The organism is Streptomyces sp. NPDC017520 (assembly GCF_044329855.1).
Lineage (GTDB): Bacteria > Actinomycetota > Actinomycetes > Streptomycetales > Streptomycetaceae > Streptomyces.
In genome coordinates this window covers 91439-106128 of the sequence record NZ_JBIRKB010000023.1, presented here as the reverse complement: position 1 = coordinate 106128, position 14690 = coordinate 91439, and the positions used below count along the sequence as shown (strand labels likewise).

14 protein-coding genes are annotated in these 14690 nt (G+C 66.5%); 6 read left to right on the top strand and 8 right to left on the bottom strand.

Annotation, left to right across the window (positions count from 1 at the left end):
• Positions 1–574 precede the first annotated feature (574 nt).
• On the top strand, positions 575–2983 hold the full coding sequence (locus ACH4KB_RS34755) for a Helicase associated domain protein (protein WP_398070560.1): 2409 nt from the start codon (positions 575–577) through the stop codon (positions 2981–2983).
• Between the two features lie 97 nt (positions 2984–3080).
• Here ACH4KB_RS34755 and ACH4KB_RS34750 read toward each other — a convergent pair whose 3' ends face one another.
• A complete protein-coding gene (locus ACH4KB_RS34750; RefSeq protein WP_210992755.1) occupies positions 3081–3398 on the bottom strand; it encodes a hypothetical protein in 318 nt (105 codons plus the stop codon).
• Positions 3399–3538: 140 nt separating this feature from the next.
• Here ACH4KB_RS34750 and ACH4KB_RS34745 point away from each other — a divergent pair, with 140 nt between their 5' ends.
• Positions 3539–3691 carry a hypothetical protein gene (locus tag ACH4KB_RS34745; RefSeq protein ID WP_398070558.1) on the top strand — a complete coding sequence of 51 codons (153 nt, stop codon included), beginning with the start codon at positions 3539–3541 and terminating at the stop codon, positions 3689–3691.
• Positions 3692–4056: 365 nt separating this feature from the next.
• On the opposite strand, the gene ACH4KB_RS34740 is transcribed toward ACH4KB_RS34745, so the two are convergent.
• Entirely contained in the window at positions 4057–5529 is a 1473-nt protein-coding gene (locus tag ACH4KB_RS34740) for a serine/threonine-protein kinase (protein WP_398070556.1), read from the bottom strand.
• 653 nt (positions 5530–6182) lie between these two features.
• Here ACH4KB_RS34740 and ACH4KB_RS34735 point away from each other — a divergent pair.
• Positions 6183–6686, top strand: coding sequence for a hypothetical protein (locus ACH4KB_RS34735; protein ID WP_398070554.1), 504 nt, complete (start codon positions 6183–6185; stop codon positions 6684–6686).
• Positions 6687–6791: 105 nt separating this feature from the next.
• Here the strand turns inward: ACH4KB_RS34735 and ACH4KB_RS34730 are convergent, their stop codons facing one another.
• A complete protein-coding gene (locus ACH4KB_RS34730) occupies positions 6792–7001 on the bottom strand; it encodes a hypothetical protein (protein ID WP_398070552.1) in 210 nt (69 codons plus the stop codon).
• A 108-nt stretch (positions 7002–7109) separates the two neighbouring features.
• Between ACH4KB_RS34730 and ACH4KB_RS34725 the strand changes: the two genes are divergently transcribed.
• The 3 genes from ACH4KB_RS34725 (at position 7110) to ACH4KB_RS34715 (ending at position 12178) form a co-directional block, all read left to right on the top strand.
• Positions 7110–10037: an NACHT domain-containing protein gene (locus ACH4KB_RS34725; protein WP_398070550.1), complete on the top strand. Its 2928-nt coding sequence runs from the start codon at positions 7110–7112 to the stop codon at positions 10035–10037.
• Positions 10038–10224: 187 nt separating this feature from the next.
• Entirely contained in the window at positions 10225–11148 is a 924-nt protein-coding gene (locus tag ACH4KB_RS34720) for a hypothetical protein (protein ID WP_398070548.1), read from the top strand.
• A gap of 124 nt (positions 11149–11272) precedes the next feature.
• The gene (locus tag ACH4KB_RS34715) at positions 11273–12178 is read left to right on the top strand and encodes a hypothetical protein (protein ID WP_398070546.1); all 906 of its coding nucleotides are present in this window, start codon (positions 11273–11275) and stop codon (positions 12176–12178) included.
• A gap of 105 nt (positions 12179–12283) precedes the next feature.
• Here the strand turns inward: ACH4KB_RS34715 and ACH4KB_RS34710 are convergent, their stop codons facing one another.
• The 5 genes from ACH4KB_RS34710 to ACH4KB_RS34690 all read right to left on the bottom strand — a co-directional run bounded on the left by ACH4KB_RS34710 (position 12284) and on the right by ACH4KB_RS34690 (position 14594).
• A complete protein-coding gene (locus ACH4KB_RS34710) occupies positions 12284–12670 on the bottom strand; it encodes a DUF6415 family natural product biosynthesis protein (protein ID WP_398070544.1) in 387 nt (128 codons plus the stop codon).
• On the bottom strand, positions 12667–12849 hold the full coding sequence (locus ACH4KB_RS34705; RefSeq protein WP_329359674.1) for a hypothetical protein: 183 nt from the start codon (positions 12847–12849) through the stop codon (positions 12667–12669). Before ACH4KB_RS34705 ends, ACH4KB_RS34710 begins: the two co-directional genes overlap by 4 nt.
• A 96-nt stretch (positions 12850–12945) precedes the next feature.
• Positions 12946–13794 carry a helix-turn-helix domain-containing protein gene (locus tag ACH4KB_RS34700; RefSeq protein ID WP_398070542.1) on the bottom strand — a complete coding sequence of 283 codons (849 nt, stop codon included), beginning with the start codon at positions 13792–13794 and terminating at the stop codon, positions 12946–12948.
• 10 nt (positions 13795–13804) lie between these two features.
• Positions 13805–14359 (bottom strand): DUF6879 family protein, encoded by a 555-nt coding sequence (locus ACH4KB_RS34695; protein WP_398070541.1) that lies wholly within the window; start codon positions 14357–14359, stop codon positions 13805–13807.
• Positions 14316–14594, bottom strand: a complete 279-nt coding sequence (locus ACH4KB_RS34690; protein ID WP_398070539.1) for a hypothetical protein — start codon at positions 14592–14594, stop codon at positions 14316–14318. The genes ACH4KB_RS34695 and ACH4KB_RS34690 overlap by 44 nt, the downstream gene beginning before the upstream one ends.
• Positions 14595–14690 lie beyond the last annotated feature (96 nt).

Here is a 14690-nt window from a genome sequence, read left to right as displayed (position 1 = left end):
CATAGCCCGCTCCGCGGGCTATGACCCGGCAGGCCGGGTCATAGTGAATGAATTGCGCAAGCGCAATTCGAATTCCGGCGCAAGCGCCGGAATGGAATTCCGTAAACGGAATTCCGGAGGGGAATGCAATTCGCGCAAGCGCTCATTGCGGGCACCCGCGCAAGCGCGGTTGCCTGGGCTAGCAGTAAGGGGGTGCGTCGGGTGCGAGCCTGTGTAGGGCTTGGGGTTCCTGGCCGCTGCCCCTGCAACGGATGTGACGGCCTGTCGGGTTGCACGAGTGCCGGCCTCGCTGCAGTGACGGGTTCCGCTGCGCTCCACCCTGCCCCCTCCCTCACTCTCGAGATCGTCCGGTCAAGCTCACCAATACTCCATCAGCATACAGGACAACCGGCCGCTTCGGGGTATGATTCGGCCATGTATCACCCTGAGGGGAAAGTTGACATACGAGTGATGCATCACAGGTCGTACCTGTGTAGTGTTTGGGTCCAGACACCACAACTCCGGGCCACAGCATCGCGCCGGGATCTTCCATTCTGGTTACGCGCGACATTCCGCGAAAAGGAGAACACGGGAAATGGCCGTGAAGTTGCGTGACCACCAGATCGAAGCCGTGGCCGCTATCGTGCGAGGCTTCGATATTCCGCCGGGTGGCATCCCCGTGAATGGCCTGCGCGGGCAGGTGCACGCCGCGTGTGGCACGGGAAAGACCATCATTGCGGCGGCTTCGGCGAAGCGCCTTGTGCCCAAGGGCCGCATTCTCGTTCTGGTGCCGACGCTGGACCTGCTGACGCAGACGGTGCAGGCGTGGCGCGCGGCTGGGCACACGGGGCCGGCGGTTGCGGTGTGCAGCCTCACCGATGACCCGGAGCTGTGGAACCTCAAGGTGCGCTCCACGACGAATCCCGTGCAGTTGGCTCTGTGGCACAGCTCGGGGCCGGTCACCATCTTCGGGACGTACGCCTCGCTGGGTGTCCTCGCGGAGGCGTTCGAGGGCGCCTATGGGCAGCAACTGGACCCGATGGACCTGACGGTGGTCGATGAGGCCCACAGGACCAGTGGCTCGATGGGTAAGGCGTGGGCGGACGTCCACAACCAGGGCGTCATCCCCTCGCACCGGCGGCTTTACCTGACGGCCACGCCGCGGATCTGGGAGGAGCGCCTGAACCGCGAGGTAGCGGAGGGCGTGCGTGACCCGCTGCCTCGTGAGATGGCGGCCTCCATGGACGATGAGCGCGTCTTCGGGCCGGTCCTCTACAAGCTCTCGTTGGCGTCGGCCGTGTCGCGGAAGCTGCTTGCGCGATACCAGATCATCGTCCTGGAGCTCCAGGACCCGGTGGTCACCCCGGACCGGCTGATGGGCGAGGAGCGGCGCAGTGAGGAGGTGCGCGGGCAGCGGCTCGGGGCGCTCCAGGCGGCGCTCCTGCACACCATGGAGCAGCACCAGCTGCAGACGTGCATCACCTTCCATCACCGGACGATGGAGGCCGCGGCGTATGCGGAGGGCCTGGAGCGGGTGGCGAAGCGGTTGCACGCGGACCAGCCCGAGAAGTACCCGGCCGAGGTGTGGGCGGACTGGCTGTGCGGTGAGCACGTGCCCGAGCGCCGGCGCGATGTCCTGGGGCAGTTCGGGTCCACCGCCCGGCGTGCGGTGCTCTCGAACTGCCGGGTCCTGGGCGAGGGCGTCGACATCCGCGCGGTGGACTCCGTGGCCCTCCTGGACCCCAAGGGCGCCCCGCACGACATCGTCCAGGCGATCGGCCGGGCGCTGCGTCAAAAGCCCGGACAGGGGAAAGTGGCCTCTTTGATCGTGCCGGTATTTCTCCAGCCTGGAGAGCAGCCGGAAGACATGTTCACCTCCGGATCGTATAAGCCTCTGGTGAAGGTATTGGAGGGTCTGCGCGCTCACGACGAAGAGGCAATCGAGTTGCTCGCGATTCCGCAGGAGCCTCAGAAGGACGTCGCGCAGCCGTCCGAGTACATCGGTTCGCCGCCCGAAGAAGGCGAGAACGAATCCCGTCTTCTGCTACGTTTCGCCGCTCCGCGTGACCCGGTGATGGTCGCGGACTGGATCTCCTTCAACGTCATCGACACCGAGCGTCAGGACTGGGCGCGCGGCTGGTCGGCGCTCAAGACGTTCACGGAGCGTGAGCTTCACGCCCGAGTTCCGTACGGGTTCAAGGAGGGAGCGTTCCCGCTCGGGGCCTGGGTCGCAGAACAGCGAAGGGCGTACGGGGCGGGGCAGATGACCGGCAAGCGGGCGCAGCGGCTGGAGAAGCTGGGCATGGTCTGGAGCCCGGCCGATGAGCGGTTCCAGGAGAACCTGGAAGCCGCGAAGGCGTACTACGCGGACCATTGGACCCTCTGCGCTCCGAGGTCCGCCGCTGCTCTGGACAGGCCGGTAGGGCAGTGGTTGAGCAATTTGCGGCGCCCCGGTGCGCTGGAGGGCCACCCTGAGTGGAAGGCGGCGCTGGAGGCCGTGGACGCGCACTGGAACCCGGCGTGGCCGCCGGAGTGGCAGCGGCACTACGCCGCGCTGCGGGAGCTGCTGGCCGACGAGGACGACCGCTCCGAGGTCCTGCCCGGCTTCACCGTCCACGGCATGGACGTGGGCAAATGGCTGGCGAAGCAGCGTCAGCACACGGTCTGGGCGGGGCTGATGGAGGAGCAGCGCGAGCTCCTGGAGGCGGTCGGCGTCGTGCCGCTGCCCCCGGAGCAGGCGAAGCCCGCCAAGACCCCCAGGAAGGCTGTGAGCGCCTTCGAGAAGGGCGTGGCGGCCCTGGAACAGTACAAGGCCCGCGAAGGCTCTCTGAGCGTCCCCCGAGGCCACGAGGAACGGATCGTGGTCGGCGGTCAGGAGCACGTCGTGAAGCTCGGGGTATTTCTCAGCAACAGCAAGAGCCGCCGGGCCAAGCTCACCGCCGACAAGCTCCAGGCGCTCGCCGCAGTCGGCCTGGAATGGGCCGTGACGGAGGCGGCGGCGTGATCACCACTGGTGAGCAGGGCGGGACAGCAGGCGGTCAGCGCTGCCTCCACGTCAGCGGATTCGCCGATCGACGGCGCAGGCATCGTCCGCGCCCAGCTCATTCCTTGTCGCGGCTCTTGTCATGGCTCTTGAGGTTGCGACCTGCGCCGCTGGGTGACTTCAGGTAGGCGTTCTCCGCCTCTACACTCTGCCATTTGGCGTACAGGTACGTGCACGCCGTAATGGAAGCTCCGAGGGCGGCAAGGGTCACGCCCTGAGTTACAACCAGACGCTTGGTGAGCTTGGAGAGCTTGCCTCCAGCTGGTGGGGCCTCGGTCTTGCAGATACCGACGTGGCCGGTCTCCAGTGAGTGCCGCTGCAGTTCTTCGAGACCATCAGCCTGGAAGGGGCATGCGGTGCACACGCATTCGGTCATCAGTTGATCCCCCTAACGGAGAGTAGGTTGCCACAGACTGGGTGCGTCCGCGCGCCGCTTGGTCATCCTCCAGCCCGGAGCCACACGGAAAACAAGCAATTCCGGCAGACAGGCCCCCGGGGCGTACTGGCGATCCAGGGGTGCAGGCGGCGCGGGAACTGGTGGAGGCGGCGGAGACGGAGCTGGAGCTGCGTGCCCGTCTCTGGCCCTTCCAGGACCGCTACGACCAGGCCGTTGCGGCGGGCGACGTGGACGGGTTCGCCGGGCTCTGCGGGGGCAAGCACGGCCGCTGAGGGCGGATCTGCGTCCTGCCCCGACGGGCAGGAGACCTCGATGGAGGAACCGCACTGGGGCCGAACCAGTGAGGGCCGGCCAATCGCGTGGGTGGGCAGCGCGCCCGACGGAGCGGTCGCGAGAGACGCGACAGGACCCCGGGGCGCAGAGCGGCCCGGGGTCCTTTGCTGTCCATGGCCAGCGGCACCGCTCCCGGCCCTACACGCACTGCGGTGCGATGCCCGGCGGCCTGAGCTGCGACATCGCACTGGTGTGCGTGTAGGAACTGGGACCTTCGGGGCACTCCCCCGGCGAACGCGGTCGGCGCGGCCACTGGTCCCGTACAGGTGGGCACGGGGGTCGCGCCCCTGGACGGCCCGTGTGTTCACCGCCTCCAGGAGCCCTGGGGGCTCCGTTCGGGCATTTGGCTAGGGTGGGCAAGTCGGTCAGTCGCTGCCTGGGCAAGCCATTCGGCCCACCGGCTGATGAACTCGTCCAGGTCCCCGATGACGAGCGGGATGAAGGGCCAGGCCACCTGGTGCATCGTCATCACCGGGCTTATGGCGCCGCGTGAATCGTGGTCAGGGTCAAGCGCGAAAGGCTCCACGGTCCTTCTCGTAGGGCGCAACGGGGTGTCCATAAAAGCGGTCTCGAACCACTGGTACTGGTCTTCCGTCTGCGCGTCGGAGTACCAGAGGGAGTGGCTTCGGCCTTCGTACCCGTGGTAATTGGGGGAAACCTTCAGAGCGAGGGTCGCGGAGGCGATGACATCGAACGGCGCCGGTGTCGAGGTGATGCTCCAAATCCCGGAGGCGGTCTCCCTTGGTCCGGAGAGCGTCAGCTGGGCGTCATTGATCCGGACGGTCCACCCCCCCTGGTTGCCCTTGCGGACCTGCGCGCTCGGAGCGGCGGTCGTGAGGGTCGAGAGGAAAGCATCGGCGATGAAGGAGAAAGAGGTCTTGGCGGCTTCGAGCAGGGCCTTACGGCGGTCGGCTTCCGTGGCGTGTGCCGAAGCCCGGCGGTCCTCTTCGGCTTGCCGTGCGACCGCGCCCTGGTTGGCCTGCGCAAGCGCGGCCAACCCGCCAGAGAGCGCGGCGACGGGAATCTGTCCCAAGCGGGCGAGCACGTTGCCGGCTGCAGGGCGTGCTTGGGGCCCCTTGTAGAGGCATTCGGTGATCAGCGCGGCAAGGAGGGGCGGAGCGTTGGTGAGCGGCGGAAGGGTTCCGTGCAGGTGCCGGTCCTGGTAGTCGTGCTCGTACGGTCCTGTGAAGGGCGTCCTGCCCTCCAAAAGCTCGTAGGCGAGGACGCCCAGGGCGTAGATGTCGCTGGCGCTGGTGGCCCGCTGGTTGTTCCAGCGTTCGGGGGCCATGTACGCAAGGGTGCCGTGGAACTTGAAGGTGCGCTGTGCGGTGGTGGCTTCGGCGTAGCGGGCGATCCCGAAGTCGGCGAGGCACCAGCGGCCGCCGAGCAGCAGGATGTTCTCCGGTTTGAGGTCGCGGTGGACGATCTCGCGGTCTTTGAGGTCGGCAAGCGCTTCGGCGACGTCGGAGAGGGCGACGACCGCCTCGTTGAGGGACAGTCGGCCGTGTTCCGTGAGATGGTCGCGCAGGGACTTCTCCGCCCGCGGCATCACCAGTGCCCACTGGTTCTCGTGCTCGCCGCTGTCGATGATCGGCACCACGTTGCGAACGCCGTCCAGGTTAGTGAACAGCATCTCGCGCTCGGTGCCCGGGTCCTTGGGTACGAGCTTCACCGCCGCGATATCGCCGGCGGTGCTCTTCGCCTCGAACACGGCGCCGAAGCCGCCGCCTCCGATGCGAGCGCCGACGGCCCACTCATTGTTCAGTTCCAGTCTCATGGTGCGCGTTGTCCCCATCGTCAACTGCTATCCCGTGAAGGCGGATTCGCCCTACTTCCATCCTTCCAGGAACCACTGACATCAAGGATGCATCCGCGCCCCCGCCCATCCCGACCGGGACCCCGCAATATCCTGGTTCGTCCGCCGTGAACCGTAATGTGTGTCGACCGCTCGGCCTCCGCCACGAGCCGGATCTCCTGGTCCGGGGGAACCACAGCGCGTCCTGGACCGCTAACGGTACGGCGGCCAGCTTGGCCGCTTCCCCGCAACTTCTTGGCATCCCGCACTTACCAGCGGCCCAGCCGTCCCCGGGCACACGAGCGTCGTAGCCGTACATCCGACCACGCAGCAGCTTCTCGTCGTCGGTGTTCTCCGGAGACGGTGCCCACCGTCCCCTGTTCACAGGCCCTGGCTCCGGGGCTGTGGTGAGCAGGCCGGGCGCAGCAGGCGCGGCCCGTACGGAGAGGGAATCGTCATGAGGATGACGTCGCCGAAGCAGCCCAGCAGAAGTTGTAGCGCAGCCGCGTGAAAGCCAACGGCCGCCGTCCTGGCGGCCCCCAGGGGCCTCTCCGGCGCACGACCGGACAGTACTGGAAAAGGGCAAATTCCGGCCCGAGCTGAGGGCCGCCCGTAAGCCTGGCACGATGCCCAGCATGAACCTCACGCCGGAGCTGAGCCGTCAGGCTTTGGCCGCCCGCGGCTTTCGCGGCTTCGTGCCGTTCCGTGACCTGCCCGTCAGCGATGTGCCCGCCGGGCACGGGGTCTATGTGGTGATCCGCATGGCCGTCTCTACCCCGTCGTTCCTCTCCTCCAGCCCGGCCGGACATCTCAAGGGTCGCAACCCGTCCGTGGCCCCCTGCAAGCTCGCCGATGCCTGGGTGGACGGGGCGACGGTCGTCTATGTGGGCAAGGCTGAAGGCCGCAACGGGTTGCGCCAGCGGCTGACCGCGTATCGCCGGCACGGAACCGGCCAGCGAGCCGGGCACTGGGGCGGCCGCTACATCTGGCAACTCGCCGATTCGGACACGCTGGTCGTGGCTTGGCGGCCGACGGCGCACGCGAGTAAGGCGGAGCAGGCCCTTCTCGACGAGTTCAAGATCATCTACCACGATGCGCTGCCTTTCGCCAACCTCAGGAACAGCACCCGCAACAGGTAACGCTGAAGAAGATGGCTGAGGCTTCCCCGTCCCTTCGGACCGAGTCCGCCGTCGTGCCCGGCGCCGTGTGTGTGCGCCTGTCGCAGTGCAGCACTGCATCCGTCTTCATAGTGCTGCGAGGAGGAAGGTCAGCAGTGCCAGGGAGAGTGTGGCGCTGCCTACGAAGGCCAGAGCGCCCCGTAGCAGGGCGCCGGCGTAGGTGGCTCCCTCGATGCGGGCAAGCTTGCCGGCCGCTGCTCCTACAAGGGTGCAGAAGATCGCGACGACTGCGAGGAGCAGGATCAGGAGTATCAGGTGACTTGGAGAGGTGTTCATGGCTTCTTCCCGGGACGGTTGACGAGGTGACACCGAGGAATTTCTCGGTTTCGGTGTTCGCCGGGGTTCGGGGTGAACAAAGATGAACGAAGGCGGTCGCCCTGCAGGATGGAGAAGCGGGATATGGGGGACGTGGACGAGGATCCGTTGGCGGAGCTCGCGTCTCGGCTGCGCACCCTCAGGGTGCAGCGTGGTTTGCAGATAGGCGGGTTGCAGCAGCGGACCGGGCTGGGGCGGACAACGGTCAGCCAGGCACTAAATGGTCAGACGTTGCCTTCCGAGGCAACGCTGGTGGCCCTGGCGAAGGCGTTGGGTACCGATGTGGAACCTCTGCTGGCCTTACGTAACGCCGCCTCCCCCGTGCCGCAGGCACGCAGGAACTATCCGCAGCTTGTTGCCCGTAGGGCAACGCGGCTGAAGCCACAGCCTTCGTTCGAGGAGCGGTACCTCCGTTACGTGGCGGAGCGGCATTCCCAGCTGACGGTCGTGGGGTTGGATCTGAGTCGGCCGGAACGTGCGCGTTGGCCGTTGGACGCTGCGTACTTGAGTTTGGAACTGGCGGAGCGGCCGGAGGACTGGCTTGCGGGCAATGAGGAAGCGAACCGGCCGTCCATCGTCGTGAAACGTGCGGAGCACGCGTTGGCCAACTGCCGCCGCGTTCTTCTGCGAGGACTCGCGGGCAGCGGAAAGACAACACTGCTGCAGTGGCTGGCTGTCGCGACGGCGCGCGATGAGCTGCCGGAGGAACTGGCGGGCTGGCGGGGGCGCGTACCCTTCGTCCTGCCGCTGCGGACGCTGGTGAGGCGTGGCCCCCTTCCCGAGCCGCACGATTTCCTGTCTGCGGTCGGCGCCCCCTTGGCCGCATCACAACCCGAGGGCTGGGCCGATGCCGTGCTCGACAGGGGGGAGGCACTCGTCCTGGTCGATGGCATCGACGAGGTTCCTCAAGAGCACCGAGGCGCCACGCGGGACTGGCTCGAGCAGCTTCTGGCGGCCTACAAGGACGCCCGCTTCGTGGTCACCACGCGTCCGTCCGCTGTCCCGGAAGGCTGGCTGTCCTCGTCGCACTTCACCGAACTGTCAGTGCGGCCCATGAGTTCGGCCGACACCGGGGTCTTCGTTCACCGGTGGCATACCGCAGCCCGGCACGGTTCTACGACCGAGGCCGAACGAGCACAGCTACATGATCTCGAAACAGCGCTCCAGGTCACAGTGCGAGCGCAGCGTGACCTGGCGCAACTGTCCAGCACACCCTTGATGTGTGCCTTGATCTGCGCGCTGCACAGGGACCGCCGCGGCCATCTGCCCCACAGCCGCATGGAGCTTTACGAGGCAGCGCTGTCAATGTTGCTCGTGCGCCGCGACCTCGAGCGCAGCATCGATGACCCGGAAGGCATCCAACTCACCGAACACCAGAACGTCCAGCTACTGCAGCGTCTGGCTTACTGGCTCATCCGCAACCGCCAGACCGAGATGGAACGAGCTACTGCGCTGGCCCTGATCGGCGACGCACTGCCGGCCATGCAGGCCGTGGCCGAGCAGGGCACCAGCGACCAGGTTCTGACGCACCTGGTCGGCCGCAGCGGACTCCTGCGCCAGCCCACCGTGGACACCATCGACTTCGTCCACCGCACCTTCCAGGACTACCTCGGGGCCAAAGCCGCCATCGAAGCCCACGATTTCCCTCTACTCGTCAACAATGCCCACGACGACCAGTGGGAAGACGTCGTACGCATGGCCGTCGCCCACGCCCGGCCTGCCGAGAGCGCTGATCTGCTCCGTCGACTCATCCAACGCGGTGACGCCGAGACTGAGCACAGGAGCAGACTTCACCTCCTGGCGGCTGCCAGCCTGCAGTACGCCACCGAAATTGAACCCGCCGTCCGCGAACTGGTCGAACAGCATGCCCGTGTCCTGATGCCGCCCCGCTCACCGGAAGAAGCGACGGGGCTTGCAGCGCTCGGACCGGGCATTCTGGATCTGCTACCGGGGCCTGAAGACCTGGAGTACGACGAAGTAGGCGCTGTCATCCAGACTGCCGCCACCATCGGAGGTGATCACGCCTACGCCTTCCTCAGGAACTTCACTCAGTCACTGACTTCCGCACCAGTACCCTACGAGCTCGTCAATGGCTGGGACAACTTCGAATCTATTCCATACGCGCAAGACATTCTGCTCCCCGTCAAGGACCACATAACCCTTTTCGTAAAAACCAACGACCAGCACAACGCCTTGCAGGTGCTAAAACCCATCCTCGACGTCAACTTCAGAGAAGCTTTCACCGACGAAGAAATCCTCGAGCACCTCTCCCCCGAACACACCCAGAGACTCCGAATCGACGCTGGCAGCTTGCTAACTGATTTGCAATTTGTGCACCGTCTCCCCGCCTTGAGAGAACTCACCCTGTCCGAGTGCAGCCAACTCACACACGTTGACGGCCTTGCAGGACTCCCGCTGACATCCTTGGGGCTCCTGCGCTTTCCGGACGAAGTCTCCTTCGAAGCCCTGGCCTTCCTACCGAAACTCACCGAGCTCGCTCTCTACACTCGATTGCCCTGGGATAGCCTTGAGGACATGCCCGCACCTCCGGGCTTAACCGATCTACGTCTAGTCCGTACGATCGATGCCTCGCTGGAGGGCATCTCAAAGTGGCAACTTCTAGAAAACCTGATCATCAACTCGGGACCGACCCCGGCAGAGTGGCGAGAAATCTCCTCACTGCCAAACCTGACCGACCTTGTTATCTCCGAGTTCGATCTAGCACAGGCCACCCCCATGCCAAATGTGACACACCTACAGTTGTCACCCATCGACGCAGACGCACAACTACATCTTGTCCCTGACATTTTTCCTAACCTGAAGAGCGTGCTCGTCCACTGCCGCAACGCCTTACCTGACATCATCGATGTCACTCCTCTTACGCAAATCGAAGGTGTGCACATATCACTGCAATACGCGAACAGCGTAGTCGGCCTAGAAGAATTTGACGCAGATGCCATTCACCGGTATCCGCGACCCCGATATACGGGCGCCTGATCAACCGCAGGGCAACGCGGGTGTCTGCACTTTGGCTCCCACGCAGAACACATCCTGTGTCTCCATGGCTATGGAGCATCGCAGACCTCCGCACCCTGCCGCCGGCCTCCTTCGACAGGTGAACCTGGTCCGGTCTGTGTGCTGATTCCTCTGACCTGCCTGCTGCGGGTTGGCACGATGTGCTGCGATGGACTTACAAGGGATCGCACTGGTCGTCACCACCTCGGTAGCTGTCGTGGGGGTGCCGTGCACGCTACTGATCGGGCGCTGGCAGCTTCGCGCTGCCCTCCAGACCGCTGGTGCCACGCACCAGGCGGGTCTGCGCCAGGCGGAGACGGCCTACCAAGCCGCGCTGGACACGGTCCGAGCACAGTCGGGCTCGGCTCACGACCAGTGGCTGCGCGGCGTGCGCCGGGAGGCATGCTCGGTCTTCCTCCTCGCCATCGGGGAACTGGTCGGGATTCTGGACCAGGTCCTGGACGGCACGGGCGCACCGGACAGTCTGCGACCGGCCAGTCGTGATCTTCAGCGGGCGCTGGCTGTACTGGAGCTGGAGGGCGACGCAGAATTGGTGGGGGCCGCGCAGGAACTGGTGGCCTGTTGCGATGAGATCGCTGACGCGGCGCTGGGCAGCAGCTTCGCTGCCCGCACCTGGCGTGCCCTCTATGCCAGGCAGGTGGAGGAGAGGAACGCTGTCACACGGCGGGAGCAGTTGAGCACACCGGTCACCGATGCGGTCAATGCGCTGCTCGACCTCCAGGTCCGTCTCGCCGGCATGCGTGACGCCTATACGGCTGTGGAAGCGCCGCCCGGTGTCCGTCCGGGAACGATCAGCGCTCTCGTCCACTACGTACCGCGCGGTGACCACCCGTTCGACTCCATCGGTGAGGCCTACGCCGCCCTTCGGCACGTGTACGAGACCGCGGTGCAGTTTCTGGAGAGAACCGACCTGCCACGCGAAGAGGCTGCTGTCCTGTTGCGCGATGCCGTTCACGAGGGCCGGATCACCATCCTCGACTACATGACGGGCCAGTCCACTCGCCTGAGCGAGACTCGTCGGACGTTTCTTGCCGCGGCACGCCATGCGCTGGGAAATCACAGCAGCGGGTGACTGCGCAAAGGCTGGCCGGAGCAGACGCCGGGCTTGCGGGCACTGTCAGGGTGACTTGTCCCGCACGCCTACTCATCCGCTTTTCCCCTCCTCTGCGCGAGCCGGTTGTCTTTAGCCTGGGCGCATGCCCGAGCCAGTGTTCAGTACCGATGACTACGCCAACCCTGACGCTCCCGAGGAGGAGCTCCGTCTGAAGCCGGACCATCCTCGTGTCCGTGATCGCTCCTACGAGCATGGGCGCAGCAGTCAGGAGGTGGACCTCTGGAAGGGTTCTCTCGTCACCACTGTGCTGGAGCCCTGGAGCAACTACCCCGATCTGGCGGAGATCCCCGAGAACGCCGTGCCGGGGCCGTCTTTGACCCTGTTCGTCAAGGAGCGGGGGCGCGGCCCTGGTTACGTCGCGGACTTCCTCTACAAGGCAGCTGAGCTGCCGGTCACGGTTTACGGCATCCTGGCGAACCAGGGCTCCGGCCTCGGAGTAGTCGAGCTTGAGCTTTGGCAACCGAAGTGGGGTCACTGGGACGACTGGGGAGACTTCGTCGGTCCTGGGGAAGAGACTGCGGAGGTCGCAGAATACGCACCGATCACGGGTGACGTGCTGCGTCGCATCCCTATCGGTCAGATCGTGGCCTTGGCTCAGGCTGAGCTGGCCGACCAGTCGTGGAAGGAGGAAGGCGTCATCGTCCTGGGCCGAGCCCAAGCATCAGACCCAGGCATCACACCGGTGACCCGGCAAGCCCTGGAGAACGCCAACGCGCTCGCGCAGCCGACACAGCGAGGCCGGCCCCCGCTCGATGGTGAACTGCTTCAGATCGTGGCCCACGCCTATCTCCGTGAAGCTACCAAGGGACCTGGCCTCCATCGGCGCCTGGCTGACCTTCTCAACCGTCCGGAACCGACCATCAAGGACTGGATCAAAGCAGCACGAGCACGCGGCTACCTCTCCCCCGCCGTCCCCGGCCGCAGGGCCGCCGGCCCCGGCCCCCTCCTCACCAACCCCGCAACCGGATCACACACACCTCCACCCTGACCGGCCGGGATATTCCGTCATCGATGGCGCGGCAGCGGGCGTTGGCCCTGCGGGATGCTGCGAGCCGGTCCAGATTCCGAGATCGGACCCGTGCCCTCTGGCGGACTACGTGGTGGCTGGGGCAGGTTCGGTGAGGCGGTCCAGCCGCGTGTAGAGGCCCCGTACGAGCCGGGCGCGGTTCTGGGCGCAGTGCGCGGTGCCGCGTATCGGTTGTGCCAGGTGTCCGGCGGCTTCGCGGAGGATGACTTCCGCGAGGGCACCGCGGCCGTCGTTCTTCGGCAGGGCAGAGGCGTGGCGGAGGACGTCGGCGGCAAGAGCGTGGGCGTGGCCGGTCAGTTGGAGCACGATCTGCTCGTAGTCGCGTGGGGTGAGGTCGGGGTTCTTCCACGCAAGGACGGCAGTGACGAGCGCTTCGTACGGTGCGCGTTCCAGCGGGAGGTAAGCGTCGGCCAGGCCGTGGGGGCCATGGAGCTCGGTGTGGGTGTCGCTCATCTCTGCCTCGCTGCGTCGTCTTGGTCGCCGTCGTCGGGGGCGGCCGGGGTAGTGGGGGCGAGGAAGCGGGCGTAGCCGCGGTCGGCGCGTGCCAGCAGGGCCGGGGAAGGCCGGCCGAAGCCGGGGCGTTGGAGGCCGGGGCCTTCCGGATCGGGGCCGGCGGGTGTGGGTGCGCGCATGGGCACCGCCTTCTGTTGCTGGGTGCGTCAATGTCGTTCGACGCTACGGAGAAGGCGGATTGGTCCTCAACGAGATTGCGGGAAATTGCGGCATGTTCACTCCAGGGCGTCGATCGCGGCCCGGATGAGGGTGCGGGCGGCGTCGCCGTAGACGGCCATCTCCGCGAGGCCGGCGAACGCCCGCGCGTAGTCGGCGAGCTCGCGGGGCTGGGTCACCTTGATCTCCGCGGTCAGGGTCTCCACCACGGCCATGGTGTCGTCGTGGACGTAGAACGCTTCCAGCGGCCACACGGTGCGCTGCGCGGTGAACGGGATGATCCCCAGCGAGAGGGAGGCGAGCGGCATGACGGCCAGGAGGTGGCGCAGCTGCCCGCGCATCGCTTCAGGGTCGGCCGTGCGGAAGCGCAGGACTGACTCCTCGAGGAGGACGACGTAGCGGTGGCCGCCTTCGTAGAGGAAGCGGGAGCGGGCGACGCGGGCGGCGACCGCTTCGGCGACGTCGTTCGGCGTGCCCTGGAAGACGGTGATCTGGTTCATGAGGGCGGTCGCGAACGCCGGGGTCTGGAGGAATCCGGGCGGCACGTTGGAGAGGTAGACGCGGCAGTGGTGGGTCTGTTCGTGGAGGGCGTACCAGTCCTCTTGGACCTGGCGCATGCCGCCCTGGTGCAGGCGGCGCCACTCCATGTACATCGAGTCGACGGCGCGGGCGGTGGCGATGAGATCGTCGGCCTGGTCGTCCGCGCCGCACGCCGCGCACCAGGTACGGATGTCCGCGTCCGAGGGCGCGGCCGCGCCTTTCTGGATGCGGGTGGTCTTCGCGGGGTGCCAGCCGCACCGGGCGGAGAGTTCCTTCCCGGTGAGACCGGCGTCCTGTCGCAGGTACATGAGCCGCACGGCGAGCGCCTCGCGGGCCGACTGTGCGCTGGATGATGGGGATGCGCTCACGGTGCTCTACTCAGTGGGTTTGGACGGTGTACTTTTCGTGCGGGACGCCGCGCTCCCACACGGTCTCGAAGGCGGTGCGGCACAGCGCGACGGCGGCTGGATCGGTAGTGCGCTCCTTGCCGTCGGCCGCCCAGGCCCCGGTGCCGGTGAAGTGGTGGAACTGCACGAGCCGGTCATCCAGGAGCCAGAAGTCGTTGCCGGGCAGCGCGATGTCGCTCGCGTGGCGGCGGGACAGCCAGCGCACGTCCTCCCCGGCCTGGAGGTTGAGCGGGGTGATGGCGTGCTCGTAGCGGATGTAGTCGGTGACCGGCTCGGAGACAATCCGGGCGCGGCGCATCACCACGCCGCGGGCGACCGCGTCCTTGACGAGTGGCATCCATTGGGGCCAGAACGAGCGGGCCGGGTCGAGGTTCGGGACGCCGGTCCGCAGGAAGGTCTCGAAGTCCTCGGTTTCGTCGCCGACGGCGTACAGGTCGCGCATCTCCAGGTGGACCGCCGTGTGGTGGGTGTCGGCGAGCAGCTCAGCGAACGTCGCGGTGTTCAGCGCTTGCGCGTTCAGCGGCATCGCACGCCTCCCTCAAGATCTGCACCATGCGGAACGGAATCCGGATCACTCGCTCGTGCGGCGGGATCCCCGTCTTGTGGCCGTCGACCCACTCGGTGGAGCCGACCAGGGACTTGAGGAGGGCGTCGGCTTCCTCGCCCTGGAGGACCAGGTCCGCGCTCTCCTCTTCCACCCACACCGTCGGTGATCCCTCGCCGCCGGTGTTGGGGTCGATCCCGACGAACCGTAGCGTCATCACGTACTCCCCTCTCGAGTCGGTTGCGCGTAGTTGCGCAGACCGTCCCCCAGGGCCGCGACCGGCGTCAAGGGCGCCTGCCCTGTCGGGCATCCG

Excerpts from the sequence above, each read along its gene's own strand:
- ACH4KB_RS34755 (WP_398070560.1), top strand. The coding sequence starts at position 575 with ATGGCCGTGAAGTTGCGTGACCACCAGATCGAAGCCGTGGCCGCTATC.
- ACH4KB_RS34750 (WP_210992755.1), bottom strand. The coding sequence starts at position 3,398 with ATGACCGAATGCGTGTGCACCGCATGCCCCTTCCAGGCTGATGGTCTC.
- ACH4KB_RS34740 (WP_398070556.1), bottom strand. The coding sequence starts at position 5,529 with ATGAGACTGGAACTGAACAATGAGTGGGCCGTCGGCGCTCGCATCGGA.
- ACH4KB_RS34735 (WP_398070554.1), top strand. The coding sequence starts at position 6,183 with ATGAACCTCACGCCGGAGCTGAGCCGTCAGGCTTTGGCCGCCCGCGGC.
- ACH4KB_RS34730 (WP_398070552.1), bottom strand. The coding sequence starts at position 7,001 with ATGAACACCTCTCCAAGTCACCTGATACTCCTGATCCTGCTCCTCGCA.
- ACH4KB_RS34725 (WP_398070550.1), top strand. The coding sequence starts at position 7,110 with ATGGAGAAGCGGGATATGGGGGACGTGGACGAGGATCCGTTGGCGGAG.
- ACH4KB_RS34720 (WP_398070548.1), top strand. The coding sequence starts at position 10,225 with ATGGACTTACAAGGGATCGCACTGGTCGTCACCACCTCGGTAGCTGTC.
- ACH4KB_RS34715 (WP_398070546.1), top strand. The coding sequence starts at position 11,273 with ATGCCCGAGCCAGTGTTCAGTACCGATGACTACGCCAACCCTGACGCT.
- ACH4KB_RS34710 (WP_398070544.1), bottom strand. The coding sequence starts at position 12,670 with ATGAGCGACACCCACACCGAGCTCCATGGCCCCCACGGCCTGGCCGAC.
- ACH4KB_RS34705 (WP_329359674.1), bottom strand. The coding sequence starts at position 12,849 with ATGCGCGCACCCACACCCGCCGGCCCCGATCCGGAAGGCCCCGGCCTC.
- ACH4KB_RS34695 (WP_398070541.1), bottom strand. The coding sequence starts at position 14,359 with ATGCCGCTGAACGCGCAAGCGCTGAACACCGCGACGTTCGCTGAGCTG.
- ACH4KB_RS34690 (WP_398070539.1), bottom strand. The coding sequence starts at position 14,594 with ATGACGCTACGGTTCGTCGGGATCGACCCCAACACCGGCGGCGAGGGA.